At 44.1% G+C, this 25,053-nt stretch carries 21 protein-coding genes; 11 read left to right on the top strand and 10 right to left on the bottom strand.

The features are described from left to right. Nucleotides 1–49: 49 nt before the first annotated feature. Nucleotides 50–1,276 carry a phosphoglycerate dehydrogenase gene (gene serA / locus AC5JPY_RS10080; RefSeq protein ID WP_493852393.1) on the bottom strand — a complete coding sequence of 409 codons (1,227 nt, stop codon included), beginning with the start codon at nt 1,274–1,276 and terminating at the stop codon, nt 50–52. A gap of 345 nt (nt 1,277–1,621) precedes the next feature. On the opposite strand from serA, the gene AC5JPY_RS10075 reads away from it, so the two are divergent. Next, nucleotides 1,622–3,064 (top strand): FAD-binding oxidoreductase, encoded by a 1,443-nt coding sequence (locus AC5JPY_RS10075; protein WP_493852392.1) that lies wholly within the window; start codon nt 1,622–1,624, stop codon nt 3,062–3,064. A gap of 95 nt (nt 3,065–3,159) precedes the next feature. On the opposite strand, the gene AC5JPY_RS10070 is transcribed toward AC5JPY_RS10075, so the two are convergent. After that, nucleotides 3,160–3,789 (bottom strand): BLUF domain-containing protein, encoded by a 630-nt coding sequence (locus tag AC5JPY_RS10070; RefSeq protein ID WP_443525497.1) that lies wholly within the window; start codon nt 3,787–3,789, stop codon nt 3,160–3,162. A gap of 533 nt (nt 3,790–4,322) precedes the next feature. Here AC5JPY_RS10070 and AC5JPY_RS10065 point away from each other — a divergent pair. The 4 genes from AC5JPY_RS10065 (at nt 4,323) to lspA (ending at nt 10,604) form a co-directional block, all read left to right on the top strand. Then, nucleotides 4,323–5,960: a carbon-nitrogen hydrolase family protein gene (locus tag AC5JPY_RS10065; RefSeq protein WP_443525495.1), complete on the top strand. Its 1,638-nt coding sequence runs from the start codon at nt 4,323–4,325 to the stop codon at nt 5,958–5,960. Nucleotides 5,961–6,087: 127 nt separating this feature from the next. Next, nucleotides 6,088–6,651 (top strand): protein disulfide oxidoreductase, encoded by a 564-nt coding sequence (locus AC5JPY_RS10060; RefSeq protein ID WP_443525493.1) that lies wholly within the window; start codon nt 6,088–6,090, stop codon nt 6,649–6,651. Between the two features lie 460 nt (nt 6,652–7,111). Continuing rightward, nucleotides 7,112–9,973: an isoleucine--tRNA ligase gene (ileS, locus tag AC5JPY_RS10055; RefSeq protein WP_443525491.1), complete on the top strand. Its 2,862-nt coding sequence runs from the start codon at nt 7,112–7,114 to the stop codon at nt 9,971–9,973. Next, nucleotides 9,966–10,604 carry a signal peptidase II gene (gene lspA / locus AC5JPY_RS10050; RefSeq protein ID WP_443525489.1) on the top strand — a complete coding sequence of 213 codons (639 nt, stop codon included), beginning with the start codon at nt 9,966–9,968 and terminating at the stop codon, nt 10,602–10,604. Before ileS ends, lspA begins: the two co-directional genes overlap by 8 nt. Nucleotides 10,605–10,747: 143 nt before the next feature. On the opposite strand, the gene AC5JPY_RS10045 is transcribed toward lspA, so the two are convergent. Next, nucleotides 10,748–11,404: a DUF1294 domain-containing protein gene (locus tag AC5JPY_RS10045; RefSeq protein WP_443525487.1), complete on the bottom strand. Its 657-nt coding sequence runs from the start codon at nt 11,402–11,404 to the stop codon at nt 10,748–10,750. A gap of 192 nt (nt 11,405–11,596) precedes the next feature. Here AC5JPY_RS10045 and AC5JPY_RS10040 point away from each other — a divergent pair, with 192 nt between their 5' ends. Next, nucleotides 11,597–12,094, top strand: a complete 498-nt coding sequence (locus AC5JPY_RS10040) for an FKBP-type peptidyl-prolyl cis-trans isomerase (RefSeq protein ID WP_443525485.1) — start codon at nt 11,597–11,599, stop codon at nt 12,092–12,094. A gap of 65 nt (nt 12,095–12,159) precedes the next feature. Then, the gene (locus AC5JPY_RS10035; RefSeq protein ID WP_443525483.1) at nt 12,160–13,200 is read left to right on the top strand and encodes an aldo/keto reductase; all 1,041 of its coding nucleotides are present in this window, start codon (nt 12,160–12,162) and stop codon (nt 13,198–13,200) included. 175 nt (nt 13,201–13,375) lie between these two features. On the opposite strand, the gene AC5JPY_RS10030 is transcribed toward AC5JPY_RS10035, so the two are convergent. Beyond that, nucleotides 13,376–14,179 carry a lysophospholipid acyltransferase family protein gene (locus tag AC5JPY_RS10030; protein ID WP_443525481.1) on the bottom strand — a complete coding sequence of 268 codons (804 nt, stop codon included), beginning with the start codon at nt 14,177–14,179 and terminating at the stop codon, nt 13,376–13,378. 306 nt (nt 14,180–14,485) lie between these two features. On the opposite strand from AC5JPY_RS10030, the gene hflX reads away from it, so the two are divergent. From hflX to AC5JPY_RS10010, 4 genes are all read left to right on the top strand, one after another. Then, nucleotides 14,486–15,913 carry a ribosome rescue GTPase HflX gene (gene hflX, locus AC5JPY_RS10025; protein WP_443525480.1) on the top strand — a complete coding sequence of 476 codons (1,428 nt, stop codon included), beginning with the start codon at nt 14,486–14,488 and terminating at the stop codon, nt 15,911–15,913. A 329-nt stretch (nt 15,914–16,242) separates the two neighbouring features. Further along, the gene (locus AC5JPY_RS10020; protein WP_443525478.1) at nt 16,243–16,677 is read left to right on the top strand and encodes a CidA/LrgA family protein; all 435 of its coding nucleotides are present in this window, start codon (nt 16,243–16,245) and stop codon (nt 16,675–16,677) included. A gap of 16 nt (nt 16,678–16,693) precedes the next feature. Further along, nucleotides 16,694–17,383 carry an LrgB family protein gene (locus tag AC5JPY_RS10015; RefSeq protein WP_443525476.1) on the top strand — a complete coding sequence of 230 codons (690 nt, stop codon included), beginning with the start codon at nt 16,694–16,696 and terminating at the stop codon, nt 17,381–17,383. Nucleotides 17,384–17,965: 582 nt separating this feature from the next. Further along, the gene (locus AC5JPY_RS10010; protein ID WP_443525475.1) at nt 17,966–18,778 is read left to right on the top strand and encodes a lytic transglycosylase domain-containing protein; all 813 of its coding nucleotides are present in this window, start codon (nt 17,966–17,968) and stop codon (nt 18,776–18,778) included. A gap of 210 nt (nt 18,779–18,988) precedes the next feature. Here AC5JPY_RS10010 and tsf read toward each other — a convergent pair whose 3' ends face one another. From tsf to AC5JPY_RS09980, 6 genes are all read right to left on the bottom strand, one after another. Then, the gene (tsf, locus tag AC5JPY_RS10005) at nt 18,989–19,870 is read right to left on the bottom strand and encodes a translation elongation factor Ts (protein ID WP_201607368.1); all 882 of its coding nucleotides are present in this window, start codon (nt 19,868–19,870) and stop codon (nt 18,989–18,991) included. A gap of 375 nt (nt 19,871–20,245) precedes the next feature. Continuing rightward, complete coding sequence (rpsB, locus tag AC5JPY_RS10000; protein WP_201607367.1) at nt 20,246–21,034, bottom strand: 30S ribosomal protein S2; 789 nt, start codon at nt 21,032–21,034, stop codon at nt 20,246–20,248. 410 nt (nt 21,035–21,444) lie between these two features. After that, nucleotides 21,445–21,894, bottom strand: a complete 450-nt coding sequence (locus AC5JPY_RS09995; RefSeq protein ID WP_319051887.1) for a chemotaxis protein CheX — start codon at nt 21,892–21,894, stop codon at nt 21,445–21,447. 41 nt (nt 21,895–21,935) lie between these two features. Beyond that, nucleotides 21,936–22,385 carry a chemotaxis protein CheX gene (locus AC5JPY_RS09990; RefSeq protein ID WP_443525472.1) on the bottom strand — a complete coding sequence of 150 codons (450 nt, stop codon included), beginning with the start codon at nt 22,383–22,385 and terminating at the stop codon, nt 21,936–21,938. 30 nt (nt 22,386–22,415) lie between these two features. Then, on the bottom strand, nt 22,416–22,778 hold the full coding sequence (locus tag AC5JPY_RS09985; RefSeq protein ID WP_087814005.1) for a response regulator: 363 nt from the start codon (nt 22,776–22,778) through the stop codon (nt 22,416–22,418). A 61-nt stretch (nt 22,779–22,839) separates the two neighbouring features. Continuing rightward, entirely contained in the window at nt 22,840–25,047 is a 2,208-nt protein-coding gene (locus AC5JPY_RS09980) for an ATP-binding protein (RefSeq protein ID WP_443525469.1), read from the bottom strand. Between the last annotated feature and the right edge of the window lie 6 nt (nt 25,048–25,053).

Below are 25,053 nucleotides of genomic sequence, written 5' to 3'. Positions count from 1 at the left end.
ACTTCAAACGAGGTTAACGCTGTCACTTTTTTCTAATGAATTGACTATATTAGAATAAAATGCGTACGCGGATAGTCTCTTCCACATCTTTTAACTGATCTAGTGCAGCTGTTGAGTCATTGTAATCGACATCCATGACTAGATAACCAACATCACCTTCCGTCATTAGGCTCTGTGCTAGGATGTTAATCCCTGCTTCAGCAAACAAACGGTTAATCTGCGATAGTACACCTGGTACGTTTTTGTGGATATGTAGCAGACGATGCGAGTTTTCTTTGAACGGAATAGACACTTCTGGGAAGTTTACCGCAGTCGCTGTATCACCTTGGTCAGAGTATCTAACGAACTTATCTGCGACTTCAAGGCCGATATTGGCCTGAGCTTCTTGCGTTGACCCACCGATATGCGGCGTCAAAATCACATTATCGAACTTACGCAGTGGTGACTCAAACTCTTCGTCCGCTGATTTTGGCTCTTTTGGGAACACATCGATAGCCGCGCCCAATACTTTACCAGACTCAAGCACAGCCGCCAGATCGTCAATCTCGACACAGGTACCACGTGCCGCATTGATAAAGTAACTGCCGTCTTTCATTTGAGCGAACTGCTCCGCTTTCATCATATAGCGAGTGCTTGGCACATCAGGTACATGCAAGGTCACGATATCAGCCGTTGATAGTAGCTCTTCTAGGCTACCTACTTGTACCGCATTACCTAACGGCAATTTGGTCACGACATCATGATAGATGACTTTCATGCCGAAGCTCTCTGCCAGTACAGACAACTGCGAGCCGATAGAGCCGTAACCGACGATACCGATAGTCTTACCGCGCACTTCGTGTGAGTTGGTCGCAGACTTACCCCAGCCGCCGCGATGTACAGTGGCATTCTTTTCAGGGATACTGCGGTACAGCATGATGGCTTCAGCCAGTACCAGCTCGGCCACCGAACGGGTGTTCGAGAATGGCGCGTTAAAGACAGGAATACCTAAGTCACGAGCTGCCTCTAGGTCTACTTGGTTGGTACCAATACAAAAGCAGCCAATGCCGATAAGCTTGTGCGCATGCTCAAGTACTTCGCGCGTCAGCTGAGTACGCGAACGAATACCGATAAAATGAGCGTCTTTGATTTTCTCGATCAGCTCATCTTTGTCTAGTGCGTGACTGATATTCTCGATGTTGTGATAACCAGCGCCTTCTAGTACTTTTAGGGCATTGTCATGTAGACCTTCAAGCAATAAAAACCGGATTTTGTCTTTTTGTAGTGATAACGCCATATGAGAACTGTCCTATAATTGTTTTATAAGATTATCTATTGGATAATCTATGATGGATGAAACGAAAACAGTCCCGATATCTTACACAAAATTTGAGGTCGATGTTAGCAGATTAGATGAATTATTGGTTATCAAGCCTGAAAAATTTTTATGCTATAGTGAATCATTCTACTTAAAACCTATCGAACTGCTTTTTTATCATTAACCGCTTCTTATTTGTAAAAACCACCACCCACTTATTGTTATCACGAGCAGACTCATCACTGAATTTCTAGTTGTTTCGCTATATAATAAGCAGTACCAACATTCCTAGCATCGTGCTTACGCTAATATTGAGAGTTGACCATGACGACCATTACCGATCAGCCCATATCCGATACCAACACCACTGCTGTGCAAACGATCTTGAGCACACTGACTGACACTCATCAATTTGACCCCAGCCAAATCAAAACCGATGCGGAGAGCTTAGAGCATTGGGGCAAAGACTGGACCAAGCACTTCGCCCCTGCTGCCGCTGCCATCGTCTTTCCAAAAAGCACTGAGCAAGTACAAGCCGTTGTACTACTGGCTAATGAGCACAACGTCGTGCTGACCCCAAGTGGCGGTCGTACTGGACTGTCTGCTGGTGCAGTAGCAGCCAATGGTGAGATTGTCGTTAGTATGGATAAAATGAACCAGATTGGGCAGTTCTATCCTGCTGATCGTATGGTCGAGATTGAAGCAGGTGTCATCACAGAGCAACTGCAACAGTTCGCTGAATCAAAAGAGCTATATTACCCTGTCGATTTTGCTTCGGCAGGCTCTAGCCAAATGGGCGGTAATATCGGCACCAACGCAGGCGGCATCAAAGTCATTCGCTATGGCATGACTCGTCAATGGATCATGGGTCTGACCGTCGTCACGGGTAAAGGTGATATCTTGCACCTCAATCGCGGTATGGTAAAGAACGCTACTGGCTACGACTTGCGTCAATTGTTCATCGGTAGTGAAGGCACGCTTGGGCTCGTCACCCATGCACAGATCAAGCTTGAGCGTCAGCCACAAGACTTGAACGTCATGGTACTTGGCATGGACAGCTTTAATGATGTCATGAATGTACTCTCTGCCTTTCAAGCAAAGATTGATTTGACCGCGTTTGAGTTCTTTGATGACGTGGCAATTGATAAGCTGATGGCACATGGTCAAGTACAAGAGCCGTTTGAATCACGTACCAAGTTTTATACCCTACTAGAGTTCGAAGCGCCTTATGAGCCTATCATGGATAAGGCCATGGCTATATTTGAGCACTGTATGGAGCAAGGCTGGGTCGTCGATGGTGTGATGAGCCAAAGTTTGACGCAAGCGGCAGAGCTGTGGAAACTGCGTGAATACATCTCTGAGACCATATCAGTGTTTACGCCTTATAAAAATGATGTCTCTGTACTGATTAGTCATGTGCCTCATTTTATCGAAGAGATCGACAGTATTGTGAGCACTAACTATCCAGATTTTGAAGTCTGCTGGTTCGGTCATATCGGCGATGGCAATTTGCACCTTAATATCTTGAAACCTGAGAACATGAGCAAGGATGATTTCTTTGCAGAGTGTCAGGTAGTGAATAAACACGTGTTTGAAACCGTACAAAAATACGGCGGTTCAGTATCTGCTGAGCATGGCGTAGGTATGACAAAAAAGCCTTATCTACAATATAGTCGCAGCGAAACTGAGATCAATTACTTGCGAGACATCAAAAAAGTATTTGATCCAAATAACATCATGAACCGTGGTAAGATTTTTGATATGTAAGCATTAGAGTTCACAAATATACTCCAATGCTTTGTCACAAAAAAGACGCTAAACCATCAGGCTTAGCGTCTTTTTTTGCGGATAATATCTATCGTTTATAAATATAACAGTATCAGCGCGACGACCAGTAACACACTTAAAAACCCTTGAATGATCAAAAATGCCTGATGCGGTGCTGCAATATGGCGAAACATGTTACCCAATGCATTGTAAGTGATGCCTGCCGCTTTGATATGCGGTGGACTATCAAAGGTTTTGATTGTTTGCAAAAACCGCTCTGTACGATCAGACGACCAACCGTGCGGTGCAAATGGCAAAAACGGCGACAGCTGTGCTGCTTGTTCTTTGGTAGCAGGCGACCATAGCCAGCGCTCCAAAAACAGTAAACGCATACGCCAATCAGTAAAGCCACGATGATTGATCACTTCCAGTAACAATACTTCGATGTTTTTGTGACGACTGTCCGCAAATATACGCTCTTTAAGCGCAAATACGTGTCTTTTCTCGCCTTCGATACACTGTAAAAAATGACCATTGCCATAACATAAAGTACCGGTAATACCGTGCTGCTCGTTGTAATTACGAGCATGTCCTTCTACTTCATCAAAAATAGAAGTATTCAGGCGTGAGCTGATGGTCAATGTACTCACATAAACCAGCTGGACCAGTGCTGATTCTTCTATATCTTCCCATCTCTTGATTCTATTGCTACGATTTGAGGGCATAATAAAACAATCCTAAAAGCCGATAAATACGGCTAAATGAAACAAGCAAAACGATACTATGCCTGAAGTAAATAAAGATACTGACTCACACAAACGTAGCAAATAATTACTACGTAGGACTATTATTACCTCTGCAGCTTGCTATCATAGCAAGCAAAATGAAGGGTACTGATAGATATTACTTAGATTATGTATTTATATAATAAATAGCAAAACAATAACCGTTATGAAAGCATTGTATGATTATGTTTTTTCGCTATTGATGATGCGATAAAGATCATACAGTACAGCAGGCAATAGTTACTGCCGTTTGCTTTCTATAGTAGTCAAAATAAACCTCAAACATACTGAGCAATACGGCATAAGATGTGACTATAACCTATTGTAAATACGGCAATAAATCATTGTAACGGCTCTGTCTGGTTATTGACATATTTTTATTGGTTTTTTTATAAAAAATTGACAGAATACAGTTTTTAATATCTTTATCTTAGACATACTCAAATTTAGTAGAGACTTAACACAGGAATATTATGAGCAAAATTGAAAAGCTAGACGACTTTCATCTTACGATCGCTGAAATTAAGAAAAAAGACTACCCACAACTAAAAGCATTAATGGATCGGGTCTATGTAAACTTAGGTGGTGCATGGTCAAAGACAACCATTCATACTTTAATTGATGCTTTTCCTGAAGGTCAGATTGCTTTGTTTGACCATGACCAACTGATCGGTATCGTGCTCTCGATGCGTGTCGATTATGCAAAGTTCTCTAACCCGCACACCTATGATGATTTGATTGGGCAAAAAGAAATCATCAGAGACAACCCTGAAGGTGATGCGATTTACGGTTTGGACGCGCTGATTGATCCTGATTATCGTGGCTATCGCCTAGGTCGCCGTCTTTATGATGCTCGTAAAGAGCTGTGTCGTCAGTTGAATTTCCGCTCTATCCTTGCCGGCGGCCGTATTCCTAATTACCACAATCATAAAGACCTGACCCCAGGCGAGTACATCGATGCGGTCGAAAGCCGTGAAATTCACGATTCAGCGCTGTCTTTTCAGTTATCAAATGGCTTTATTGTCAAACGTATCTTGACCGCTTATTTACCAGACGATAAGCAATCAAAAGGTTTTGCTACCTTGCTTGAGTGGGCCAACATCTATTATGAGCCTAAAGACTACAAACCCAACACACGCAAATCTGAAGTGCGCATCGGTGGTATTCAGTGGCAAATGCGTGAAGTTGAATCTCCTGAAGAGCTACTACAACAGGTTGAATTCTTTGTCGATATCATGGCTGATTACAACTCAGACTTCGCGTGCTTGCCTGAGTTCTTTAATGCACCATTGATGGGGCTATGTGAAGAAACAGATCAAAATATTGCCATTCGCTTTTTGGCAGGTTATACCGAGTGGTTCAAAAATGAGATTTCGCACTTAGCGGTCAGTTATAACGTTAATGTGATTACAGGCTCTATGCCGTATTTGGATGAAGACGATACGCTATACAACGTCAGCTACTTGTGTCGCCGCGATGGTACGGTTGAAGAACAACGCAAAATCCACATTACCCCGCATGAACGCAGTGCTTGGGTTATCGAAGGTGGTGATGAAGTCAAAGTGTTTGACACAGATGCTGGGCGCATCGGTATCTTGGTTTGCTACGATGTTGAGTTCCCTGAGCTTGCCCGTCTGATGGCACTTGACGATATGGATATTTTATTCGTACCTTTCTGGACAGACACCAAAAACGGCTATCTGCGTGTACGTCATTGTGCCCAAGCGCGTGCGATCGAGAACGAATGCTATGTCATGATTTGCGGCTCGGTAGGCAACTTGCCACAAGTAGAGAGCTTGGATATTCAGTACGCTCAGTCGTCAATTTTTTCACCGTCAGATTTTGCGTTCCCGCATGATGCGATTATGGCAGAAACCACTGCCAACACGGAGATGGTATTCTTCTCTGATGTAAACTTAGACAAACTTACTCATGTCCGCCATGAAGGTTCAGTACATAACTTGATTGATCGCCGTGATGACTTGTTTAGCTTGAAATGGAAGCGAAAATCCAAAGTTCCAGCGAGCAAATTAACTGATGAGCAGCGCCGTGAAAACTCAGGTAGCGTACTCATCGGTGATCCGCTACAAAACCGCGCGCAAAAGCCATAATAGGTTGACGTAGCGCACTTATAGTAGACTTTATAAATAATACGGCTGATTTTCAGCCGTTTATTTTTATCTACTATCTACTCACTCATTTATTAAATAGACTCATCTAAACCAAAAAGCTGACGTAATGACAATTGATACTATGCATCAAGAAGTTAAGCATCAAGAAGTAAACCCTGCCAAGACAACAAAGCAAAAGATATTATCTATCCTAAAAACGGTCGTGATATATGGCTTGATGTTCGCAGTCATCTATACAGCGGTCAACTGGTGGCGACAACCGGTCATGCCAGCCAGTCCGCAATTGCAACTGACTGGTTATCAGGGAGAGACTATTGATCTGGCTAAGTTGAGTTATGAACAGCCGACGCTAGTATACTTCTGGGGTACATGGTGTTCAGTCTGTAGCTTTACTTCACCTACCATCAATAAGCTAGCGGCAGATAACTATCCTGTTGTTACCATCGCTGTCCAGTCAGGCTCTGATCTGGACTTACATAGCTACCTTGATGAAAACGATTTTAGTTTTAGGACGATAAATGATCAAGAGGGCGATATCTTTGACGATTGGCAAGGGCAAGTTACCCCATCATATGTGGTGTTAGAGAATGGCAAAATGACGCAAGGACTGACTGGCATACAGCCATTATGGTCGTTGAAGCTACGCTTATGGCTCGCCTCTGTTTTTTAGCGACTGAACCTGACTTTTTTAAAAATCATTTCAAAAAGAGGTCATCGTTATACTCTCATCAACGACATATAACGTAGATAAACGATTGATATTGGTCAAAATAAGGATGAGATTGCTCAGCTCTTTTTACCCTACCCTTTTTGTCATATAATAGCTGCCGATCTAAATATTTTTTCCTATTATTTATACAAGCATATTTTATGTTGCAATCGTCTCATTACCATTTATTATTGACATAACTATTTATGGGCTAATAAGCGATAATGGCTATTTACTGATATGACGGTTGATAAACCGACTATCATGAGCAATATACCTACTATTCGTAATTAAGCATTATCAATACCGCGTGGCCCTCAGTACTATATTGAACCACACTGAATTGAACCACACTGGAAATCGAGCCTTATAGCCGGTTTTGAACCGACACACAAACCTACCTTTTAAAAAGATATCTTCTATGACTGATAAAAGCACTGATACCCCAAGCCAAGATTACAAAGATACGCTAAACCTTGCGGACACGCCATTTGCGATGCGTGCGAACCTTGCCAAACGCGAGCCAGATTGGTTGGCTGCTTGGGAAGCAGATGACGTGTACGGTAAAATTCGTCAGGCACGTAAGGGTGCGACCAAGTATATTTTGCACGATGGCCCTCCGTATGCCAACGGTCAGATTCACTTGGGTCATGCAGTTAATAAAGTACTCAAAGACATTATCGTAAAATCAAAAACGCTATCAGGATTTGACGCGCCTTATGTCCCTGGTTGGGACTGTCATGGTCTGCCGATCGAACAAAAGGTCGAAGCCAAAGTTGGTAAAGTGGGTAAAAAAGTCTCAGCAACTGAGTTTCGCGGTCTATGCCGCGAGTATGCGAGCACTCAGATTGAATTGCAAAAAGCAGACTTCAAGCGTTTAGGGGTATTTGGTGATTGGGACAACCCTTATTTGACCATGAACTTCGCGCAGGAAGCCAATATCGTACGCGCGCTTGCCAAAATCTATGACAATGGTCATGTGACGCGCGGTATGAAGCCAGTCAACTGGTGCTTGGACTGTAGCTCAGCTCTTGCAGAAGCTGAAGTAGAATATCAAGACAAGGTCTCTGACGCGATCTATGTCAGTTTTGATGTACTTGATACGGACAAAATAGCCGCATTGGCAGATATCGCAAATAACATCGCTGCGGTTATTTGGACGACCACGCCGTGGACACTGCCTGCTAACCAAGCAATCTCAGTCCATCCTGAGCATAACTATAGTGTCGTTGCGACTTCAAGGGGCAATTTGCTACTCGCTGCTGATCTGGTTGAAACTGCATTGAGTGAGCTTAAACTAGACAATAACGGTATCTTAGCAACTGTATCAGGTAGTGAGCTTGAAGGCCTACGTGCTCAGCATCCACTGATTGAAGACCGTCAAGTGCCACTCATCTTGGGCGATCATGTCACTACCGATAGTGGTACTGGTCTGGTACATACCGCACCTGGTCACGGTTTAGACGATTATATCGTGGGTCTAAAATATAACTTACCTGTTGAAAACCCAGTAGGCGGTACGGGCGTTTATTTAGATAGCGCGGCGGTATTTGCAGGTGAGCACATCTATAAAGCCAATCCAAAAATCATCGCTGCCCTACATGACAATGGTCACTTAGTCAGCCATACCAAAATCGAGCACAGCTATCCGCATTGCTGGCGTCATAAGTCGCCAATTATTTTCCGTGCGACCCCGCAGTGGTTTATCAATATGGAAACCCAGGGTCTGCGTGCTCGCGCGCTTGCTGACATCCCGTCGGTGAACTGGACACCAGCATGGGGACAGAACCGCATCGAGGCGATGATGAATGGTCGTCCTGACTGGTGTATCTCACGTCAGCGTACGTGGGGCGTGCCAATTACGTTCTTTACCCACAAAGAAACAGGCGAGTTGCACCCAAACACGCTTGAGCTGATGGAAAATGCCGCACAAAAAATCGCTGAGGGCGGTGTTGAGGCTTGGTTTGATGCCAGCTGTGAGGACTTCTTAGGCAATGAAGCGGCTGACTATGACAAAGCAACGGACACGTTGGACGTGTGGTTCGATTCGGGCACGACGCATTTTGCGGTACTTGACCAGCGCGATGAGCTGACTAATCCAGCTGATATGTATCTAGAAGGCTCTGACCAACATCGCGGTTGGTTCCAGACCTCTCTACTGACCTCAGAAGCCATATATGAGCGTCCACCGTTCAAGCAGGTATTGACCCATGGCTTTGTGGTTGATGAAAACGGTCGTAAGATGAGTAAGTCATTGGGCAACATCATCACCCCGCAAGAAGAGATCAATAAAACGGGCGCTGACATGCTGCGTCTGTGGATTGCGTCTAGCGATTATCGTTATGAGATGAGCGCTGGTAAAGCATCATTTAAAGGGGCAATAGATCAATATCGCCGTATCCGTAATACTCTGCGTTTCTTACTTGCCAATACCGATGACTTCGATCCAGCTACTGACAGCATTGACATCAATGAGTTGGTTAGCCTTGATAAATTCATCATTGAGCGTGCGCAAACTGTACAAGCGCAAATTATGAGTGCTTATGATGCGATGGACTTTCACCAGGTCACGCAGCACGTAACGGCGTTCTGCTCGCAAGACTTGGGTAGTTTCTATCTAGATATTATCAAGGATCGTCAGTACACCACGCAGGCAAATGGACAGCCGCGTCGCTCTGCACAGACGGCCATCTACCATATCACTCATGCACTGATTCGCTGGATCACACCAATTTTGTCATTCACGGCGCAAGAAGCATGGGAAGTGCTGAACCAACGTGAAGCAGACAAAGGCGGCTATGTATTCACTCAAGAGTGGTACGAGTTCCCAGCGTTTGAGCTGAGTGACATCAGCAACGATGACTGGCAGCGCATTATGTTTGCCAAAGACATGGTAAACAAACATATTGAGACCGCACGTGGCGAAAAAATCATCAATGCTAACTTGTCTGCTGATGTAAGCCTATATGCTGACGGTGCTATGCATGAGAGCTTAGCCAAGCTGGGTGAAGAACTGCGCTTTGTATTGATTACCAGTAAAGCAGCGCTAAAACCGATGAGCGAAGCACCTGCTGATAGCGTCAAGCAGACAGACGATACGGACGCAGAGAGTACAGAAGAGGTTGTGGACTTAGTCGTACAAGTAAGTGCAGCTAGCGGTACTAAGTGCGTACGCTGCTGGCACATTCGTGATGACATCGGCACAGATAGCGCGCACCCTGAACTATGCGCGCGCTGCGTGACCAATGTCAGTGGTGACGGCGAGGTGCGTTACTATGCCTAACCCAACGGATTCACCTGAAAGCCCGCATGACTCGCAGGTTGAGGTTGACCATTCGCCTAAACCTGCTCATGCGACCACAGGTAGCTCGACCACGCCTAGAAGTCGTCTGACTAAAGTGCCAAAGATGGTAGCTAACGGCAGTCGCGCTTTTATGTGGTATGCGCTGGCGATAATTATCGTCATTATCGATCAATGGACCAAATGGCTGGCAGAAACCAAACTGACCTTTCACGATCCAGTGCCAGTGATTGAGCCATTTCTCAATTGGACACTCGCTTATAATTACGGTGCGGCGTTTAGCTTTTTAGCGGATGCGGGCGGTTGGCAGAAGTGGTTTTTTTCGGGACTGGCATTACTCATGTCACTGGTCTTGATTGTTTATCTGATTAAAGCACCGCGCAAGGCTACCTTGCTATCATTTGGTCTGGCTTTAGTATTGGGCGGCGCAGTTGGTAACCTCATCGATCGTCTATTGCATGGTCATGTGATTGATTTTATCCATGTGCACTATGCTGATGTTTGGCATTATCCAATTTTTAATATCGCGGATATTGGTATCTCTATCGGTGTATTATTGATTATCATTGATATGCTGTTTTTGGAAAAAAAGCGTGAAATGCCACGGTCATAAATGTATGTAGCTAGAGATATTAATTCAACTTATAAATAAAAAAGGTGGGTTACGCAGTCGTAATCCACCTTTTTTTTCGACCTATTTATTACTTTCATCGCAAAGGTATTGATGCTACTGACCAAAGCCCTACTGATAACGTTTTAGAAAAACTCTGTCAAAGCCTCTAACCCGCCACCTGCCAGTAAAAACAACAACCCTGCCATATTGATGACAACGGTCAAATAATAGGTCACACGAAATTCAGGCTTTTGTGATTTGTGACGCAGATACGTCTGAGCCAATAGCGCGCCTACCCAACCGCCGAGCGCGCTCAGCACGTGCAAGGTTGACTCGGGCGTACGCCAGTCGCCACTTTGCGCGGCCGCCTTATCTTTGGCATACATGCCATAAGTAATAACCCCTAGCACTACGTACCAGCCGACCACCAGCCAGCTCAGTTTATCTGTCGCTGCTAATAATGCTAAGACACCATAAAAGGCAATGCCAAGGAACGAGCGTTTCTTCTGTCCTGCTTCAAACTCTGCTTGATGGTTACGCTTCTGATTGCGCTGACGGATCTGCTGGTTCTTTTGTGCCATTTTTTGCTGCACAAAGCCAAGCTCCTGTACTTCCTTGGCTTGCCTGCGCCCTTGCTCATCTTGTCCAATACTAAAGACCACTGCCTCGCCAACATTGGGACGGCGCTGCGCTCTAAATTCACTCACATGAAAGAAGATTGAATCCCCTGCCTCGGTTTCGATAAAGCCAAACCCTTTATCATCCTGCCATTTTTTGACAGTGCCTTGTTGTTTATTCACCACCGACACCTCATATCTTTTAGAATTGCCAATTATAGTACACCATATGCGTTACATTATTGACGCTTACATCTGGCCTTAGATGGCTTATTATTTCTTACACTATAATACTGTAATTACTGCAACTAAAGAGACTGCAATCCAACGCAGCATTTTCTATTCATTTATTCTAGCAACCGATGGCTTTTTATTATGACTCAATCTCAATTTATTAATCCAAACGAAGACACTCGTATCGCTTACGGTAGCCTTGTAAAGCTGCACTTTGAAGTGTCATTAGAAAACGGCACTATCATCGACTCAACCTTTAATCGAGATGCGCCTGTGTCATTGACTATCGGTGATGAGAGCTTGTTGCCTGGTTTTGAGCAAGTGCTGATGAACCTACGTGCCGGTGACACGCGTACCGCTCACCTTGAGCCAGAACAAGCGTTTGGCGAATGGAATCCTGAAAACATCCAACACTTTAGCCGTACTCAGTTTGCCCTCGTCGCTGACAACCCAGAGATTGGTATGATGGTTGAGTTCGAAGACAAAGGCAAAAACACCCTACCCGGTACGATCAGCGCCATCGATGAGGACCAAGTCGAAGTAGACTTCAACCATCCACTAGCAGGGCAAGATGTTCTGTTTAAAGTAAAAGTCTTTAAGGTCACACCGCCTGGTGTTACTGGTATCAAATTGATGTAAACATCAATAAGTACAACCCCTCTAAAAATAAATATCGATAAAAAACAGTCAAAAAGGAGACTTGCATGCAGTATCAAATATTACCGCAACTCGATGAAAAAGTATCTAAGATCTGTCTAGGTACGATGACTTGGGGACAGCAAAACAATGAAGCTGAGGCTCATGAGCAAATGGACATGGCACTCTCTGAAGGTGTGAACTTTTGGGATACTGCCGAGATGTATCCGTCACCACCAGACAAAGACAAACAGGGTGATACCGAGCGATTCATGGGTACTTGGTTTGACAAGACCAAACAGCGTGACAAAGTTGTTCTTGCTAGCAAAATATCACCCATGGATTTTTTGCGCGATGGTCAAACGCGCTTTAACGCGCAGCATATCAGTAGCGCTATTGACGGCAACCTTGAGCGTCTACAAACCGATTATATCGATATCTATCAGCTGCATTGGCCTGAGCGTAAAACAAACTTTTTCGGTCAGCGCGGCTATACAGAAGACATGGCAGCGCAGTCATTAGATGACTTAACGCCCTTTCTAGAGACCATTCAGGCGCTGAACGACGAGATCAAAAAAGGTCGCATTCGTGCTTACGGTTTATCAAACGATACCGCCTGGGGTCTCATGCGCTACTTATGGGAAGCGGATAAAAACGGCTTGATTGCACCCATTACCGTGCAAAACCCATATAGTTTGTTGAACCGGTTGTATGAAGTTAATATGGCTGAGATTGCCCATCGTGAGAATGTTGGTCTACTTGCGTATTCACCGCTTGGTTTTGGTGTGTTGTCTGGTAAATACCTCGATGGCAAACGTCCAGCTGGTGCGCGCCTGACGATGTATGAGCGTTTTGGGCGTTATGTGAATGAGCAAGCCAAATCAGCCACTGAGCAATATGCCAAGATAGCCGCTGAGGCAGGTCTAGATATGGCACAGATGTCATTAGCCTTTGTGAACTCTCGCCACTTCGTCACCAGTAACATCATTGGCGCCACGACGACCGAACAGCTTAAATCAAACATCGATAGTGTCAATGTAGAGCTGACAGCAGATGTGTTAGAGGCTATTGAAGCGGTACATGCGCAGCAGCCTAATCCATCACCATAGCTCGTTGGAGGACATAAGTGCTGATAGCGTTTACTGCGTGATATTGTATTCAGCCTATCAGCACTAACACAAAAAAAGGCGCAAATCGGAGTCATATAACTCACAGTTTGCGCCTTTTTGTTGGCTAGACTGCTTATTGCCTGGACTGCGTTAAAAGCACTACAAGCACTCGGTACTACAAGTCTATCAGTCCTGTGCTAAGCACTCTTGAATGCAGCTCTGCTAAGCCTTCTTGCATACGTGCCTGCAATACATTAGTCAGCTCACTTTTAGTACAGCCTTTTGGATCGATCGGTGCTAATGGTAAGACATAAGCGGTGACATCTTTGCTATCGAGCACTTTTTTCATGCTCTCTTTCATGGTCAGTTTGCCATAGTATGGTAGCGCATCACTTAAGGTGCCCTCTTTATCAACATAAGCAATGATGATTGGTCTGATAGGTACGTCAGCGTCTATGGCTGATTGTAGCAGTGTCCCATGAATGCGCTTGATTTTTTTGCCACTGGTTGTGGTAGCTTCAGGGAAGAACACCACCGAAAAACCTTTGGCTAAGAAATCAGCTATTTGTGAGGATACTGAACCTGCGTCACCGGAACCACGCTCAATGAAAAGCGTCCCTGCGGCGTGAGCGAGCTTGCCAAATACAGGCCACTCACCAATCTCAGCTTTGGATAAAAAGAATGCTGGACTTACCGTGCCAACAACAGGGATATCCATCCATGAGACATGGTTCGATACCCATAACCCGTGAAGCTGCTCTACAGGCTCAACTTCAACTACTTTTACCCCAAACGAGCCTACCATCTTGCGACAAAACGTCTGAATATAGCGTGGTAGTTTTTCGCGTGGTGGCTGCTTAAATGCACCGATACGCTGTGCCGCACGTAAACCGCCGACCATGGTCGTGGTCATACCAGCGATTTGCTTGCCGCGGCCCAACTGTCGTCTGAGTGAAAAGCTTGATTTAGCTTGGCTCATCTGCGCCCTCATGATTAAATAACGGGTGTTTAATGGTCAAAAAACGAGCCCAGTATAGCAAAGTTCGCACGCTCAGTGATAGCTTGTTCACTCAGTATGTGTTTACTTTTATACAAATGGGCAATAAAGCAGATTTATAACAATTTATCCACAGCAAACGCTGTAACATAAAACTATCGCTAATTGTGCTAATGCCCTTTAATATCAAGTGATACGACCACATATAAAGAACCATATAAACGCTACGATAAGGCTTACGAAGCTGATGATAGCGAGACATTTACTTTATTAAATAGGTGATACTCTTTGGATTATTTTGAAAGACATGAAGGTGGCGAGCGCGCCATTTTAGTACATTTAGACATCCGCCAAATTCAAGATCCTGACGATCTGGGCGAATTTGAGCTATTGGCTGATTCGGCAGGTGCCGATCGTTTGGCACTGGTTACGGGCTCACGCTCACGTCCTGATGCCAAGTACTTCGTCGGTAGCGGCAAAGCAGAAGAAATTGCAGAAATGGTACGCGAACACGATGCCGATATTGTACTGTTTAACCACAGCTTGTCGCCTTCACAGGAGCGTAATATCGAAGCGCTAGTGAAGTGTCGCGTGTTGGATCGTACGGGTTTGATTTTGGATATTTTTGCACAGCGTGCCCGTACCTACGAAGGCAAGCTGCAAGTAGAGTTAGCGCAGCTCAACCACCTATCAACCCGTCTGGTACGTGGTTGGACACATTTGGAGCGTCAAAAAGGTGGTATTGGTCTGCGTGGACCTGGTGAGACCCAGCTTGAGACCGATCGCCGTCTACTACAGACTCGCGTCAATCAGCTCAAGAGCAAACTAGAAAAAGTTCGTCAAACTCGCGCGCAGGGCCGTGCCCGTCGACAAAAATCTGATGTACCGACTATCTCACTTGTCGGCTATACCAATGCGGGTAAATCGACGTTGTTCAATCGCTTGGTCGACGAAAATATCTACGCTGCTGATAAGCTGTTTGCCACACTGGATCCAACACTGCGCCGTTTGGACTGGCAAGGTGTTGGGCGCGTGGTGCTGGTCGATACCGTTGGTTTCGTCCGTCATCTACCGCATGAGCTGGTTGAGTCTTTCCATGCAACGTTAGAGGAGACGCTAGAGGCGGACTTATTGCTGCACGTCATTGACTCCTCAAGTGAAGACATGCATGAGCAAATTCAAGCAGTCAAGGAAGTATTGGCAGAGATCGACAACGATGTGCCTGTGCTCAATGTCTATAACAAGATCGATCTGACTGATGAGCCTGCACATATCGGCTATGCGAGTGAAGGACAGCCAAACCGCGTCTATGTCTCTTCTAGAGAGAACCTCGGTATGGAAGGACTAACACTTGCGGTACAGCAATTGCTTACTGGCAAACTGACTACGTTTGATTTGACCTTGCCCTACGATGCTGGACAGTTCAAAAATACCTTGTATGAGCTGGGTGTTATCTTAGAAGAAAGCTATGACGACACGGGGCGTGAGTGTCTTACTATTCGCTTACCAAGTGATCGTTTGCGACAGCTACTTGGTCAAGCCAACCTAAAACCAATAGATGTGTTACCACTTGCCCAAGCCACACTATTGATGCCGGTACTCGAGGAATTCGAGAAGGTAGACAATATTGAAGAGCCGACGATGACAGAAGCCGAAGAAAAGGCGTTTGACGAGTTTGATGCGCTGAGCTCTGAAGCGATAGATTCAGAAAAATAACCCCTTATCCCGATAAGGCTATTGATTATTGGGTGATGCCAGATAGTACTTAGTATATAGTTAAATCATAAATGGACGGTATCAATTGATATCGTCCATTTTTTTGGATATACAGTGCTATTGCTTGTACGCTTTATTAGTTGGCTCACTCTCTATATAATCGCCTGTTATACATTCAACAAATATTGATAGATAGCATCAACTAGCCAAGAGCCATAATCTCAAAATTAACGGTGTTCACAACATCACCCTCTCTATAGTATTCTTGATGCTATTACTCACTCGCTTTTGCATATAGTCTATCTATAGCTGACTTGGCCACACTACTTATGAAGCCTACTCAATCCTCACATATACCGCTGTGGCTTGCGTTAATTCTAACGCTAACCATGGTTATCACTGTTCGTGAAACTGCTGTCATTCTCTGTCAAATGGCTGGTATCGAAAAAGCCGCCAACATCGTGGGATTGGTCGCGATGTTTGTTATCTTGATGGTATGGCGCCTGAGCAAGGGATTACCCAACTGGATGACTAGAGCAAGTAACACCTTGCTAGTCGATAGTGGTTTCGCTTTTTTGCCCGTTTCGGCGGGTGCAGGCTTGTTGTTATTTGCGTTAGGAGATGAGCTATGGGGAGTGATGATAACGATGCTGATCAGTACACTCATACCACTGTGGGGACTTGCGATACTAGCCAACCGTTGGTTAAATCAAGATGCCAATGCTGATAGTGTGACCACTAATGAGCAAAAGGGACAGCAGTGAGCTGCGGAGAGATATTATGACTTTTGATAGCGTATTGATGGCGACCCTAGCGGCTGTACTCTTAACTTTAGTAGCACACGTGACTGCTCGTGTCTTGGCACGTAAATTGATTTGGTTACCGATGGTCATTACCGCACTCGTTCTCGTACTGGTCTTCTTGTTTGTATTGCAATGGGACTACAACAACTACTATAGCGCAGCCAAGCCCGTATTCGATCATCTCTTGGGATATGTCACTGTACTATTGGCCGTGCCACTAGCAGCAATGAACTTTAAAGGCTTACCAGTCAAAAAACTGACTATAATCGTTGCAATTGCTAGCGTCGTTGGCGCCCTACTGCCCATGTCGCTGGCTTATCTGTTTTCGCTCAGCCATGACACCATACTGGCATTCGCTACCCGCTCTGTGACCACACCTATTGGACTCAGTGTCGCAGATTTAATTAAAGCGCCATTAGCGATGGCTAACCTTATCATTATCGTCTCAGGTCTCATCGGCGGCACGGTCGCGCGCTTTTTATTTCGCGGCGTTAATGATGATCGTGCCAAAGGGCTGGCGCTCGGACTGGCCGCTCATGCATTTGGTACCGTAGAGGCATGGCAAATCAGTCATACGGCTGGACGTTATGCTGCCTTTGGACTGGCTGTCAATGGTCTGGTTACTGCTGTCTGGGTACCTGTATTTATCAGTGCCCTTATTGCTTAACACTTAGACCTTTCTAACTGCTGGCTTTAGTAACAGGCTATAATAACTGGTCGATAGCTATGTTGTCGTTTTTTACCGTTGCTGAACACGATTTTGATCTTGGTATGTGTGGCAACCTCTGTTCTAAGCACTGTTTTTAATTTTTGACACTACCTGAACTAAATACTATTTCTGAGCGTTATTTTTAAACATTGTCATCATGATTAAACTTTAGAGCGTTAAGATGCTGCATTCACTTTGAAATAGACTGCAAGCAATTAGAGGTCGCATGATATGAGGGTTTCGCTCGAAAGTCTCTGAACCTATAGCATGGTACGCACCTTACATTGCACGATGGTAAAAACTTGATTTTACAACTTATTTTGCCAATCTAATACGGCAAAAAGTTATTATATGTTATAGTAAGCAACTATTATTTTTTGTATCTATTGCAAGTGGTTCTTATTAGACGTGGTATCCGCAGAGTAGCTGTGTTCATGATGAGCTACAAAATCCGGCATTACTGATAACCGCTTAAACGCACAAAACAACGCGTCTATAGTCAAAACAATTTGCCATTATTCGATGAAAAGTGATAACACTATGATAAATACTGCTACTTTGATTACTCGCTGTTTGTCTCCTATTTTATTAAGTGCAATTGCTCTGTCTAGTTTTTCTGTTGCTGCCAATGCTGGCAATATGTATATCTATAAAGACAAAGGTGGGCAAGTATTACTGACCAACGTAAACCCTAGTGGAAATTTTGATAAATTTACGAAAAAAGTAAAAGTCACTTATTATAAAGATTCTAAAACGTATGATAGTGGCAGTAGCAGCAACAGTTATGGCAGCAGCGCTGCTAGCAATAGCGGCAGCCGCAATGCTTATGACAGCTACATTCGCGCCTCTGCTGAACGTCATGGCGTAGATCCAGGCTTGATGAAAGCGATGATGCATACCGAATCTGCTTTTAATCCTAATGCCCGCTCGCCAGTAGGTGCTCAAGGCCTCATGCAGTTGATGCCTGCCACAGCCCGTCGATTCAAAGTAAGTAATCCTTGGAACCCTGCCGATAATATCGAAGGCTCTGCCAAATATATCGCTTGGCTCATGCGCCGCTTCAACAACAACGTCGAGTATGCCATAGCAGGTTACAACGCTGGCGAAGGCAATGTTGATAAATACGGCGGTATTCCTCCATTTAAAGAAACGCGTAACTATGTTCAAAAGGTCATGAGCCGCTATCATAGCCTGTATAAAAATGATGCAGGTCTATCTGGTGCAAGCATCAACGCTAGCAATCAGACAGGCAGTACCATTGCAGGTAACGGTCTACAAAACGTCAGTTATGGTACCAGTAGTAATGTGAATAGTGCTAGCTACGCTAACTCAGCTTATGATGCTTTGCGCTAAATTTAAGTTTACATGCTATTAGGTCTAAAGACTCTCTAACTAAGAACTCACTAACTAGACACCAACTAAATATTAAGACACAAAAAAGCCCGTTAAAAGACTAACGGGCTTTTTTGTGCTTGGATGCTCTACTCTAGATTAAAGCAAAAAGTAGAGCCAAGCTGCGGGTGCTCATTGAGCACCCGCAGCCTTGTCCAATATACGTCGTGCTTACTTGTTAGCAGCCTGAGTTGCAGCAACTTCAGCAGCGAAGTCTTCTTGCTTCTTCTCGATGCCTTCGCCAACTTCTAGACGTTTGAAACCAAGTACTTTTACGCCTTCAGCTTTTAGTACGTCACCAACTTTTTTCTCATTGTCCATAACGTATGGCTGACGCAGTAAAGTAACTTCGTCTAGGTACTTACGTAGGCCACCTTCGATCATTTTTTCAATGATGTTGTCAGGCTTGCCAGACTCTTTTGCTTTTGCTTCGATGATGTCTTTTTCGCGTGCTAGTACGTCAGCCGCAACATCTTCGTCATCTACAGCAACAGGGTTAAACGCTGCAATATGCATTGCAAGGTTCTTACCAGTATCAGCATCACCGCCTTCATAAGAGACAACAACACCGATGCGTAGACCATGACGGTACGATGCAATGTTTGCGCCTTCAAGCGTTTCAACGCGGCGGATTTGGATGTTTTCACCAATTTTTTGTACTAGTGATACACGTGCTTCTTCTACAGTTTGACCATCGCCATAAGGCAATGCAGAGATAGCAGCAACGTCAGTGACGTTGTTTTCTAGTGCAAGGTTAGCTACTTTTTCTGCAAATGCAGTGAAGCTGTCATCTTTTGCAACGAAGTCAGTTTGGCAGTTAACTTCTAATAGGAATGCTTTGCCTTCGCCTTGAGCGATGATGATAGCGCCGTCAGCTGCGATGTTACCCGCTTTTTTAGCTGCTTTTGCTTGACCAGATTTACGTAGGTTATCAATGGCAACTTCAACATCACCGTTTGATTCTTCTAACGCTTTTTTACATTCCATCATGCCAAGACCAGTACGGTCACGCAATTCTTTTACCATTTTGGCAGATACTTTTACTTCTGTCATAAGAGTCACCTTAGTATAGTTATTTATAGGAGCACTGTATTTCTAAGTGCTGTATTTCTATTCGATATCTTGGTATTACTTAAAATCTAGCAGACAGCTCGTTTTGAACGATTACTAATATAACCGTAGTTGATGTCAAACAGATAACATCTCTACAGTACAGCGATATGACCAGTAGGAACGATAATACTCGCCCGATAGCGACTCGCTTATACACATGGTGTTATTAATAATGCTTTATTCAATAACAAGGCATGACGAGTAAAACTACATCATGCCTATTATGAGCTTGTACGCTGTTTAACCTATTGTGTGAATACTGATAAACGCGTTATCAAGGTATACTTACAACGTTAAACTTTTTGATTCAGTTACTTACTCTGCTGGAGTAGCAGCTTCTTCTGCAGCTGGTGCTTCTTCAGTAGCAGCAGGTGCTTGCTCAGCTTTGCCGCCAGCTTGAGTTTGTGCGTATTCTTTACCAGCGATGATAGCATCAGCCATAGAAGTTACATACAAAGTCACAGCACGGATAGCATCATCGTTAGCTGGGATGATGTAATCAACGTTGTCTGGGCTAGAGTTAGTATCAACGATACCGATAACTGGGATACCCAAGTTCTTGGCTTCTTTGATAGCGATCGCTTCGTGATCTACGTCTACTACAAAGATAGCGTCAGGTAGGCCGCCCATGTCTTTGATACCGCCTAGTGAACGCTCAAGTTTTTCCATATCGCGAGTACGCTCTAACGCTTCACGCTTAGTTAGCTTAGCGAAAGTACCGTCTTCTGCTTGCTTTTCTAGCTCTTTTAGACGGTTGATTGACTGGCGTAGAGTTTTCCAGTTAGTCAACATACCACCTAACCAGCGATGGTCAACGTATGGCATGCCAGCGCGAGCAGCTTGCTCACGTACGATACCACTTGCAGCGCGCTTAGTACCAACAAACAATACTTTGTTTTTCTTAGCAGCTAGGCCGTTTACGTAAGTCAACGCTTCGTTGAATGCTTTTACGGTGTGCTCTAGGTTGATGATATGGATCTTGTTACGTGCACCAAAGATGTATGGTCCCATTTTTGGGTTCCAAAAACGTGTTTGGTGACCAAAGTGAGCACCGGCTTGTAGTAAGTCGCGCATTTCGATTTTGGTTGGGTTCTTTGTAGCCATGAGAATATATCCTATTGGTTGGGTTATGCCTCCACATCACAAAAACAGCCTATTTAGCGACACGCATCTGCTACCGGTTAGTTTTCATTAGTAAAGCACTAACGGTTCACAAATTAATCAAGTCGCCAAACACCCAGCAATTTTTTGCCATGATGTGTGTGTCATTGGTTGGTTTAAAAAAGAAGCTATCATTAGATTCAAGAAACACTCAAATCCAAACTATAAAGCGAATTATAAAAATAGCTGCGCTGTATTTTATCACATAACGCCTTTGAATCTCCAGCTGTTTATCAGTAGCATATCAATAAGATAAAAACAAAATAGAGCGCTAACAAAATAAAAAAAAGCGACACCTTGGTATCGCTTTTTTATTATTCATTCAACTGTATAGACGCTACTTTATGCATATATTACGCAATACAGATCCCAATCACTGCTTTATGACCACGCCAAGTGAATGGGGTGATATAGCTTTGGCGGTCTTTTGGCAAGTAAGAGACGCTAGGCGCACTCTCAACGATATGCGGCGGAGAGATAATAAACTCTGAGCCGAACTCTGTACGCGCGTTACCAGAGATAGTATTGGCCATTTCGCCCAACAAATCTTTCATCATGGTGATTGACGAGTCAGGCTCACCCATCACTCTAATGACTTCGCGCAGCATCACGCTTGGCGCACTGACATAGACGCAGCCTTCTAAAGGACCTGATATCTTAATCACGCCGCTATAGTCAAAACCAATCGCGGTCTTGTTACTATTCAAATAAGGGGTATCAATAGCCACTTCTGAGCCATCAATCTGCGAAAAAAACGCATTGATCGAGCTTAGAAACACACCCAGTTTTTCTACTTTAAACATAATATATTAATATCCATCTGTATTACGTGGCAGCAGTACCATTAATCCTGCAGACAAACCACAATCTCGCCAACTTGCGAGTGCCAAGTGATGGGAATGATAAAAGAACGCTCATCGTTCGGCAACACAATACTTTGGGGCGCACCTTTGAACACAAATGGTACAGAGATATGAAACTCTGAACCAAACTCTTTGCGTGCATTTCCCGCGATCGTGTTGGCAACTTCACCCGCCAAATCGATGTAGTTCTCATCACTCTTATCGGTTTCACCCATGCTATCTAAGATCGAAGATAGTAATTGATGAGTTGCCGAAAAGTACACCACGCCTTTTTGTCCACCTGAAATACCGATAACACCCGTATAATCATGAACTTTTGGCTGTTTGTTTTCTAACAAATAAGGCGTATCAGCAACGAGCTCTTCTCCGCTAAACTGATCAAAGTAATTACTAATAATGCTTAAAAAAATCTGTAACTTTTGTTCTTTCATAATGATATCTGCTGTAGTCGATGAATGGTGTTAGTCTTGCATCAGCTCATACAAAGACTCGACAAGCTCCTCTTCTGAGAAGGGCTTGCACAAAAATCCGCTGGCACCCAATGATAGTGCCTCAATACCAGTGGCTTTATCGGACAATGCTGACACCACTAAAATACGTACTTCAGGATCAATCGCAATGATTTTTTCGATACATTCTAGTCCATCCATTTGTGGCATGGTCAGATCCATCGTAATAACATCAGGACGATGGATATTGAATTTTTCGATAGCCTGAACCCCGCTGGTTGCTGTCGCAACTAGCATGAACTGACCCGAATCATACGCGCGCTGAATGCGGTTTCTAATAATATTTGAATCATCAACAATCATTAATTTATGCATAACTTATCTATTACCTTTAATGAAGTGCTTGTCGTCCCTGACAATATATTTACTGTTGTAGTTAAGCTTTAGGTAACGTAATGACAAACCGTGTCATCTGACCCAGTTCACTGTTTACATTAAGCTTGCCATCATACTCTTTGACTTGCGCTTTGATAATATCAAGTCCAACGCCACGACCACCATCTTCATCTGCATGCTCTTTGGTTGAGAACCCAGAGGAAAATAACTGCTTGAGCAAATCGCCTTGACTGAGCTGGCTCGCTTCTTCCGCACTAAAACGACCTTCTGCACTCAGCTTATTTCGGATGCTGTCATAGTCGATACCTTGACCATCATCTTGTACAATCAGCACAAAGTCTGAACCGTTATCTTGTACTTCTAGATCAATCGTACCAACGTCAGTCTTGCCCGCTGCTTGGCGAGTGCTTGGTGTTTCGATACCGTGCACGACTGCGTTACGTAGCAATTGAATACTGATCTCTTTGACTGGTTTTGCAAGATGTGCTGGGATGTCAGTTTGCGCCAGTGTATTACTCTTTAACTGTACTTGCTTACCTTGTCTTGCAGCGATCTCTTTTGCAAACTCACTATAAAAAGACAAACGATCTTCTTCTGTATTACTGTCCAAATCAATGTCTAAACCGCCACCAGTGCTGATATTACCGATTGACTGGCTCACAGGCTGACGGGTTGCAGTGACTGGTACGCTATTTGTTGCCATAGCATCATCTGATGTCAACGGCGTGGTGGCTGCTTTTGGCGGTGCTGAACGATTGATACGCTCGCCTAATGTCGCGATAGTGTTTGATAGGCTGAGCAGATCATCCAAATGTACCGCTAGTGGCAAGAAGTCGTTACCAGACAACTGGCTTTGGTTCTGCAGCGCATGTAACTTATCTTCAGCATCCGAGGCAATTTTGGTAAAGCTGTGCAGCTTCAGTGCCGAGGCTTCACCTTTTAAGCTGTGCATCTCGCGATAAATCGCTTTTAGCTTGTTCTCAAGTTCGTACTGCGAGCTGCCTGGATTTTTTAAGATGTTGTTCATCTTCTCGATATGCGCTTGGGTATTGCCAATGAATTCGTTGATGATCTTTGGGTTTACATTCAAGATAGTCGTCAACATCTCAATCTGCATATCGTTTTGTGAACGCTCTTTTTCTAGACGCTGTTCTAGATAGACGGCATCTGATACATCATTTACGTTGACCAAGATACGCGCGATATCTTTATTATCATATACACGTGAGAATTTAAAATCTAAGAAGCGGTTATCAAGATTTTTGTTATCCGACACGTTGTGTAGCATGACTTTATGCAGCGGATTGAGTGAATCAACCAGTTTTTCTTTAACTCGAGGGTTGTATAGCTGTTCAATAAATTGCTGTGTGGTATTTAGGTCTTTATCAGAAATACGACCACGCAATACATTGGTAAAGTTCTCTCCAGCCAATCTATCAGAACCGATAATATTGTTAAGCGCGCGCGAATGCTGCTGTCCAATATTTAGGTCTTTATCAAGCAGGAATAGACCGGTATTTACTGTCTCCATAATCTCTTGCGTTTCGCGACGAGCAGCAAAGGCTTCAGCATCTGTCTCACGCAAACGGCGTACAAAGAAGAATACGAAGATTAGGAAGTAGGTAAAGATCGCGGCAACACCCAGTATCTGGATAAGACGAATGGTCGTCGCTTGACGCTCTGCGCTATCAAATACGTCTCTTGTCAAACTGTCTAAAGATTCGTTAATAAACAAACTTGATGTTTTTGCCTGTTCAACTGCCTGAGTCAATTCATCAGCAGAAGGCACCATCACATTATCAGCATCTTTTAAATAGGCTTGGATTTTAGGCTCTAGTGTTGTCCATTGCTCATTGGCAGCGGCAATGTTTGCTTGTGCATTGCTATCAATGTTTGGCAGATCGTAACTATTGCCTTGCTTATCTGTAATTGTACCGCCCTGCTGGATTGCAGCAATAGAGCTGGTAATTAGTGCCGTGTTTTCTTCTAGACGACTCAATACTCGTTGTATGTGTGGGGACTTAGTATCCTCACCATAACTACTGTCTAAGTCAAAAAGATCTTTAATTACGGCCTGTGCACTATTGGCAACTTGGTTGGTTTGGTCAATTAAAGCCGTGTTTCTTTCTAGTAGACTCGAGGTATAAAACGTAAACGCTAGCAAAGCACCAATCAGAGATAAGAATAGTGCAATTGAAATGATTAGACCTTGATAGCGCTTGTTGTCAACATTTGGTGTGGTTGCCATCTGCAG

Source organism: Psychrobacter sp. H27 (assembly GCF_059072655.1).
The sequence above is the reverse complement of the archived record's forward strand: the minus strand, read 5'-3'. Positions and strand labels throughout refer to the sequence as shown.

What these genes read in the sequence shown, in the direction of transcription:
- AC5JPY_RS09995 (WP_319051887.1), bottom strand. Translation starts at nt 21,894, where the DNA reads ATGTTTAAAGTAGAAAAACTGGGTGTGTTTCTAAGCTCGATCAATGCG.
- serA (WP_493852393.1), bottom strand. Translation starts at nt 1,276, where the DNA reads ATGGCGTTATCACTACAAAAAGACAAAATCCGGTTTTTATTGCTTGAA.
- rpsB (WP_201607367.1), bottom strand. Translation starts at nt 21,034, where the DNA reads ATGGCTACAAAGAACCCAACCAAAATCGAAATGCGCGACTTACTACAA.
- AC5JPY_RS09985 (WP_087814005.1), bottom strand. Translation starts at nt 22,778, where the DNA reads ATGCATAAATTAATGATTGTTGATGATTCAAATATTATTAGAAACCGC.
- AC5JPY_RS10035 (WP_443525483.1), top strand. Translation starts at nt 12,160, where the DNA reads ATGCAGTATCAAATATTACCGCAACTCGATGAAAAAGTATCTAAGATC.
- AC5JPY_RS10075 (WP_493852392.1), top strand. Translation starts at nt 1,622, where the DNA reads ATGACGACCATTACCGATCAGCCCATATCCGATACCAACACCACTGCT.
- AC5JPY_RS09990 (WP_443525472.1), bottom strand. Translation starts at nt 22,385, where the DNA reads ATGAAAGAACAAAAGTTACAGATTTTTTTAAGCATTATTAGTAATTAC.
- AC5JPY_RS10010 (WP_443525475.1), top strand. Translation starts at nt 17,966, where the DNA reads ATGATAAATACTGCTACTTTGATTACTCGCTGTTTGTCTCCTATTTTA.
- AC5JPY_RS10070 (WP_443525497.1), bottom strand. Translation starts at nt 3,789, where the DNA reads ATGCCCTCAAATCGTAGCAATAGAATCAAGAGATGGGAAGATATAGAA.
- AC5JPY_RS09980 (WP_443525469.1), bottom strand. Translation starts at nt 25,047, where the DNA reads ATGGCAACCACACCAAATGTTGACAACAAGCGCTATCAAGGTCTAATC.
- AC5JPY_RS10065 (WP_443525495.1), top strand. Translation starts at nt 4,323, where the DNA reads ATGAGCAAAATTGAAAAGCTAGACGACTTTCATCTTACGATCGCTGAA.
- AC5JPY_RS10030 (WP_443525481.1), bottom strand. Translation starts at nt 14,179, where the DNA reads ATGAGCCAAGCTAAATCAAGCTTTTCACTCAGACGACAGTTGGGCCGC.
- AC5JPY_RS10040 (WP_443525485.1), top strand. Translation starts at nt 11,597, where the DNA reads ATGACTCAATCTCAATTTATTAATCCAAACGAAGACACTCGTATCGCT.
- AC5JPY_RS10060 (WP_443525493.1), top strand. Translation starts at nt 6,088, where the DNA reads ATGACAATTGATACTATGCATCAAGAAGTTAAGCATCAAGAAGTAAAC.
- tsf (WP_201607368.1), bottom strand. Translation starts at nt 19,870, where the DNA reads ATGACAGAAGTAAAAGTATCTGCCAAAATGGTAAAAGAATTGCGTGAC.
- lspA (WP_443525489.1), top strand. Translation starts at nt 9,966, where the DNA reads ATGCCTAACCCAACGGATTCACCTGAAAGCCCGCATGACTCGCAGGTT.
- AC5JPY_RS10015 (WP_443525476.1), top strand. Translation starts at nt 16,694, where the DNA reads ATGACTTTTGATAGCGTATTGATGGCGACCCTAGCGGCTGTACTCTTA.
- ileS (WP_443525491.1), top strand. Translation starts at nt 7,112, where the DNA reads ATGACTGATAAAAGCACTGATACCCCAAGCCAAGATTACAAAGATACG.
- AC5JPY_RS10020 (WP_443525478.1), top strand. Translation starts at nt 16,243, where the DNA reads ATGAAGCCTACTCAATCCTCACATATACCGCTGTGGCTTGCGTTAATT.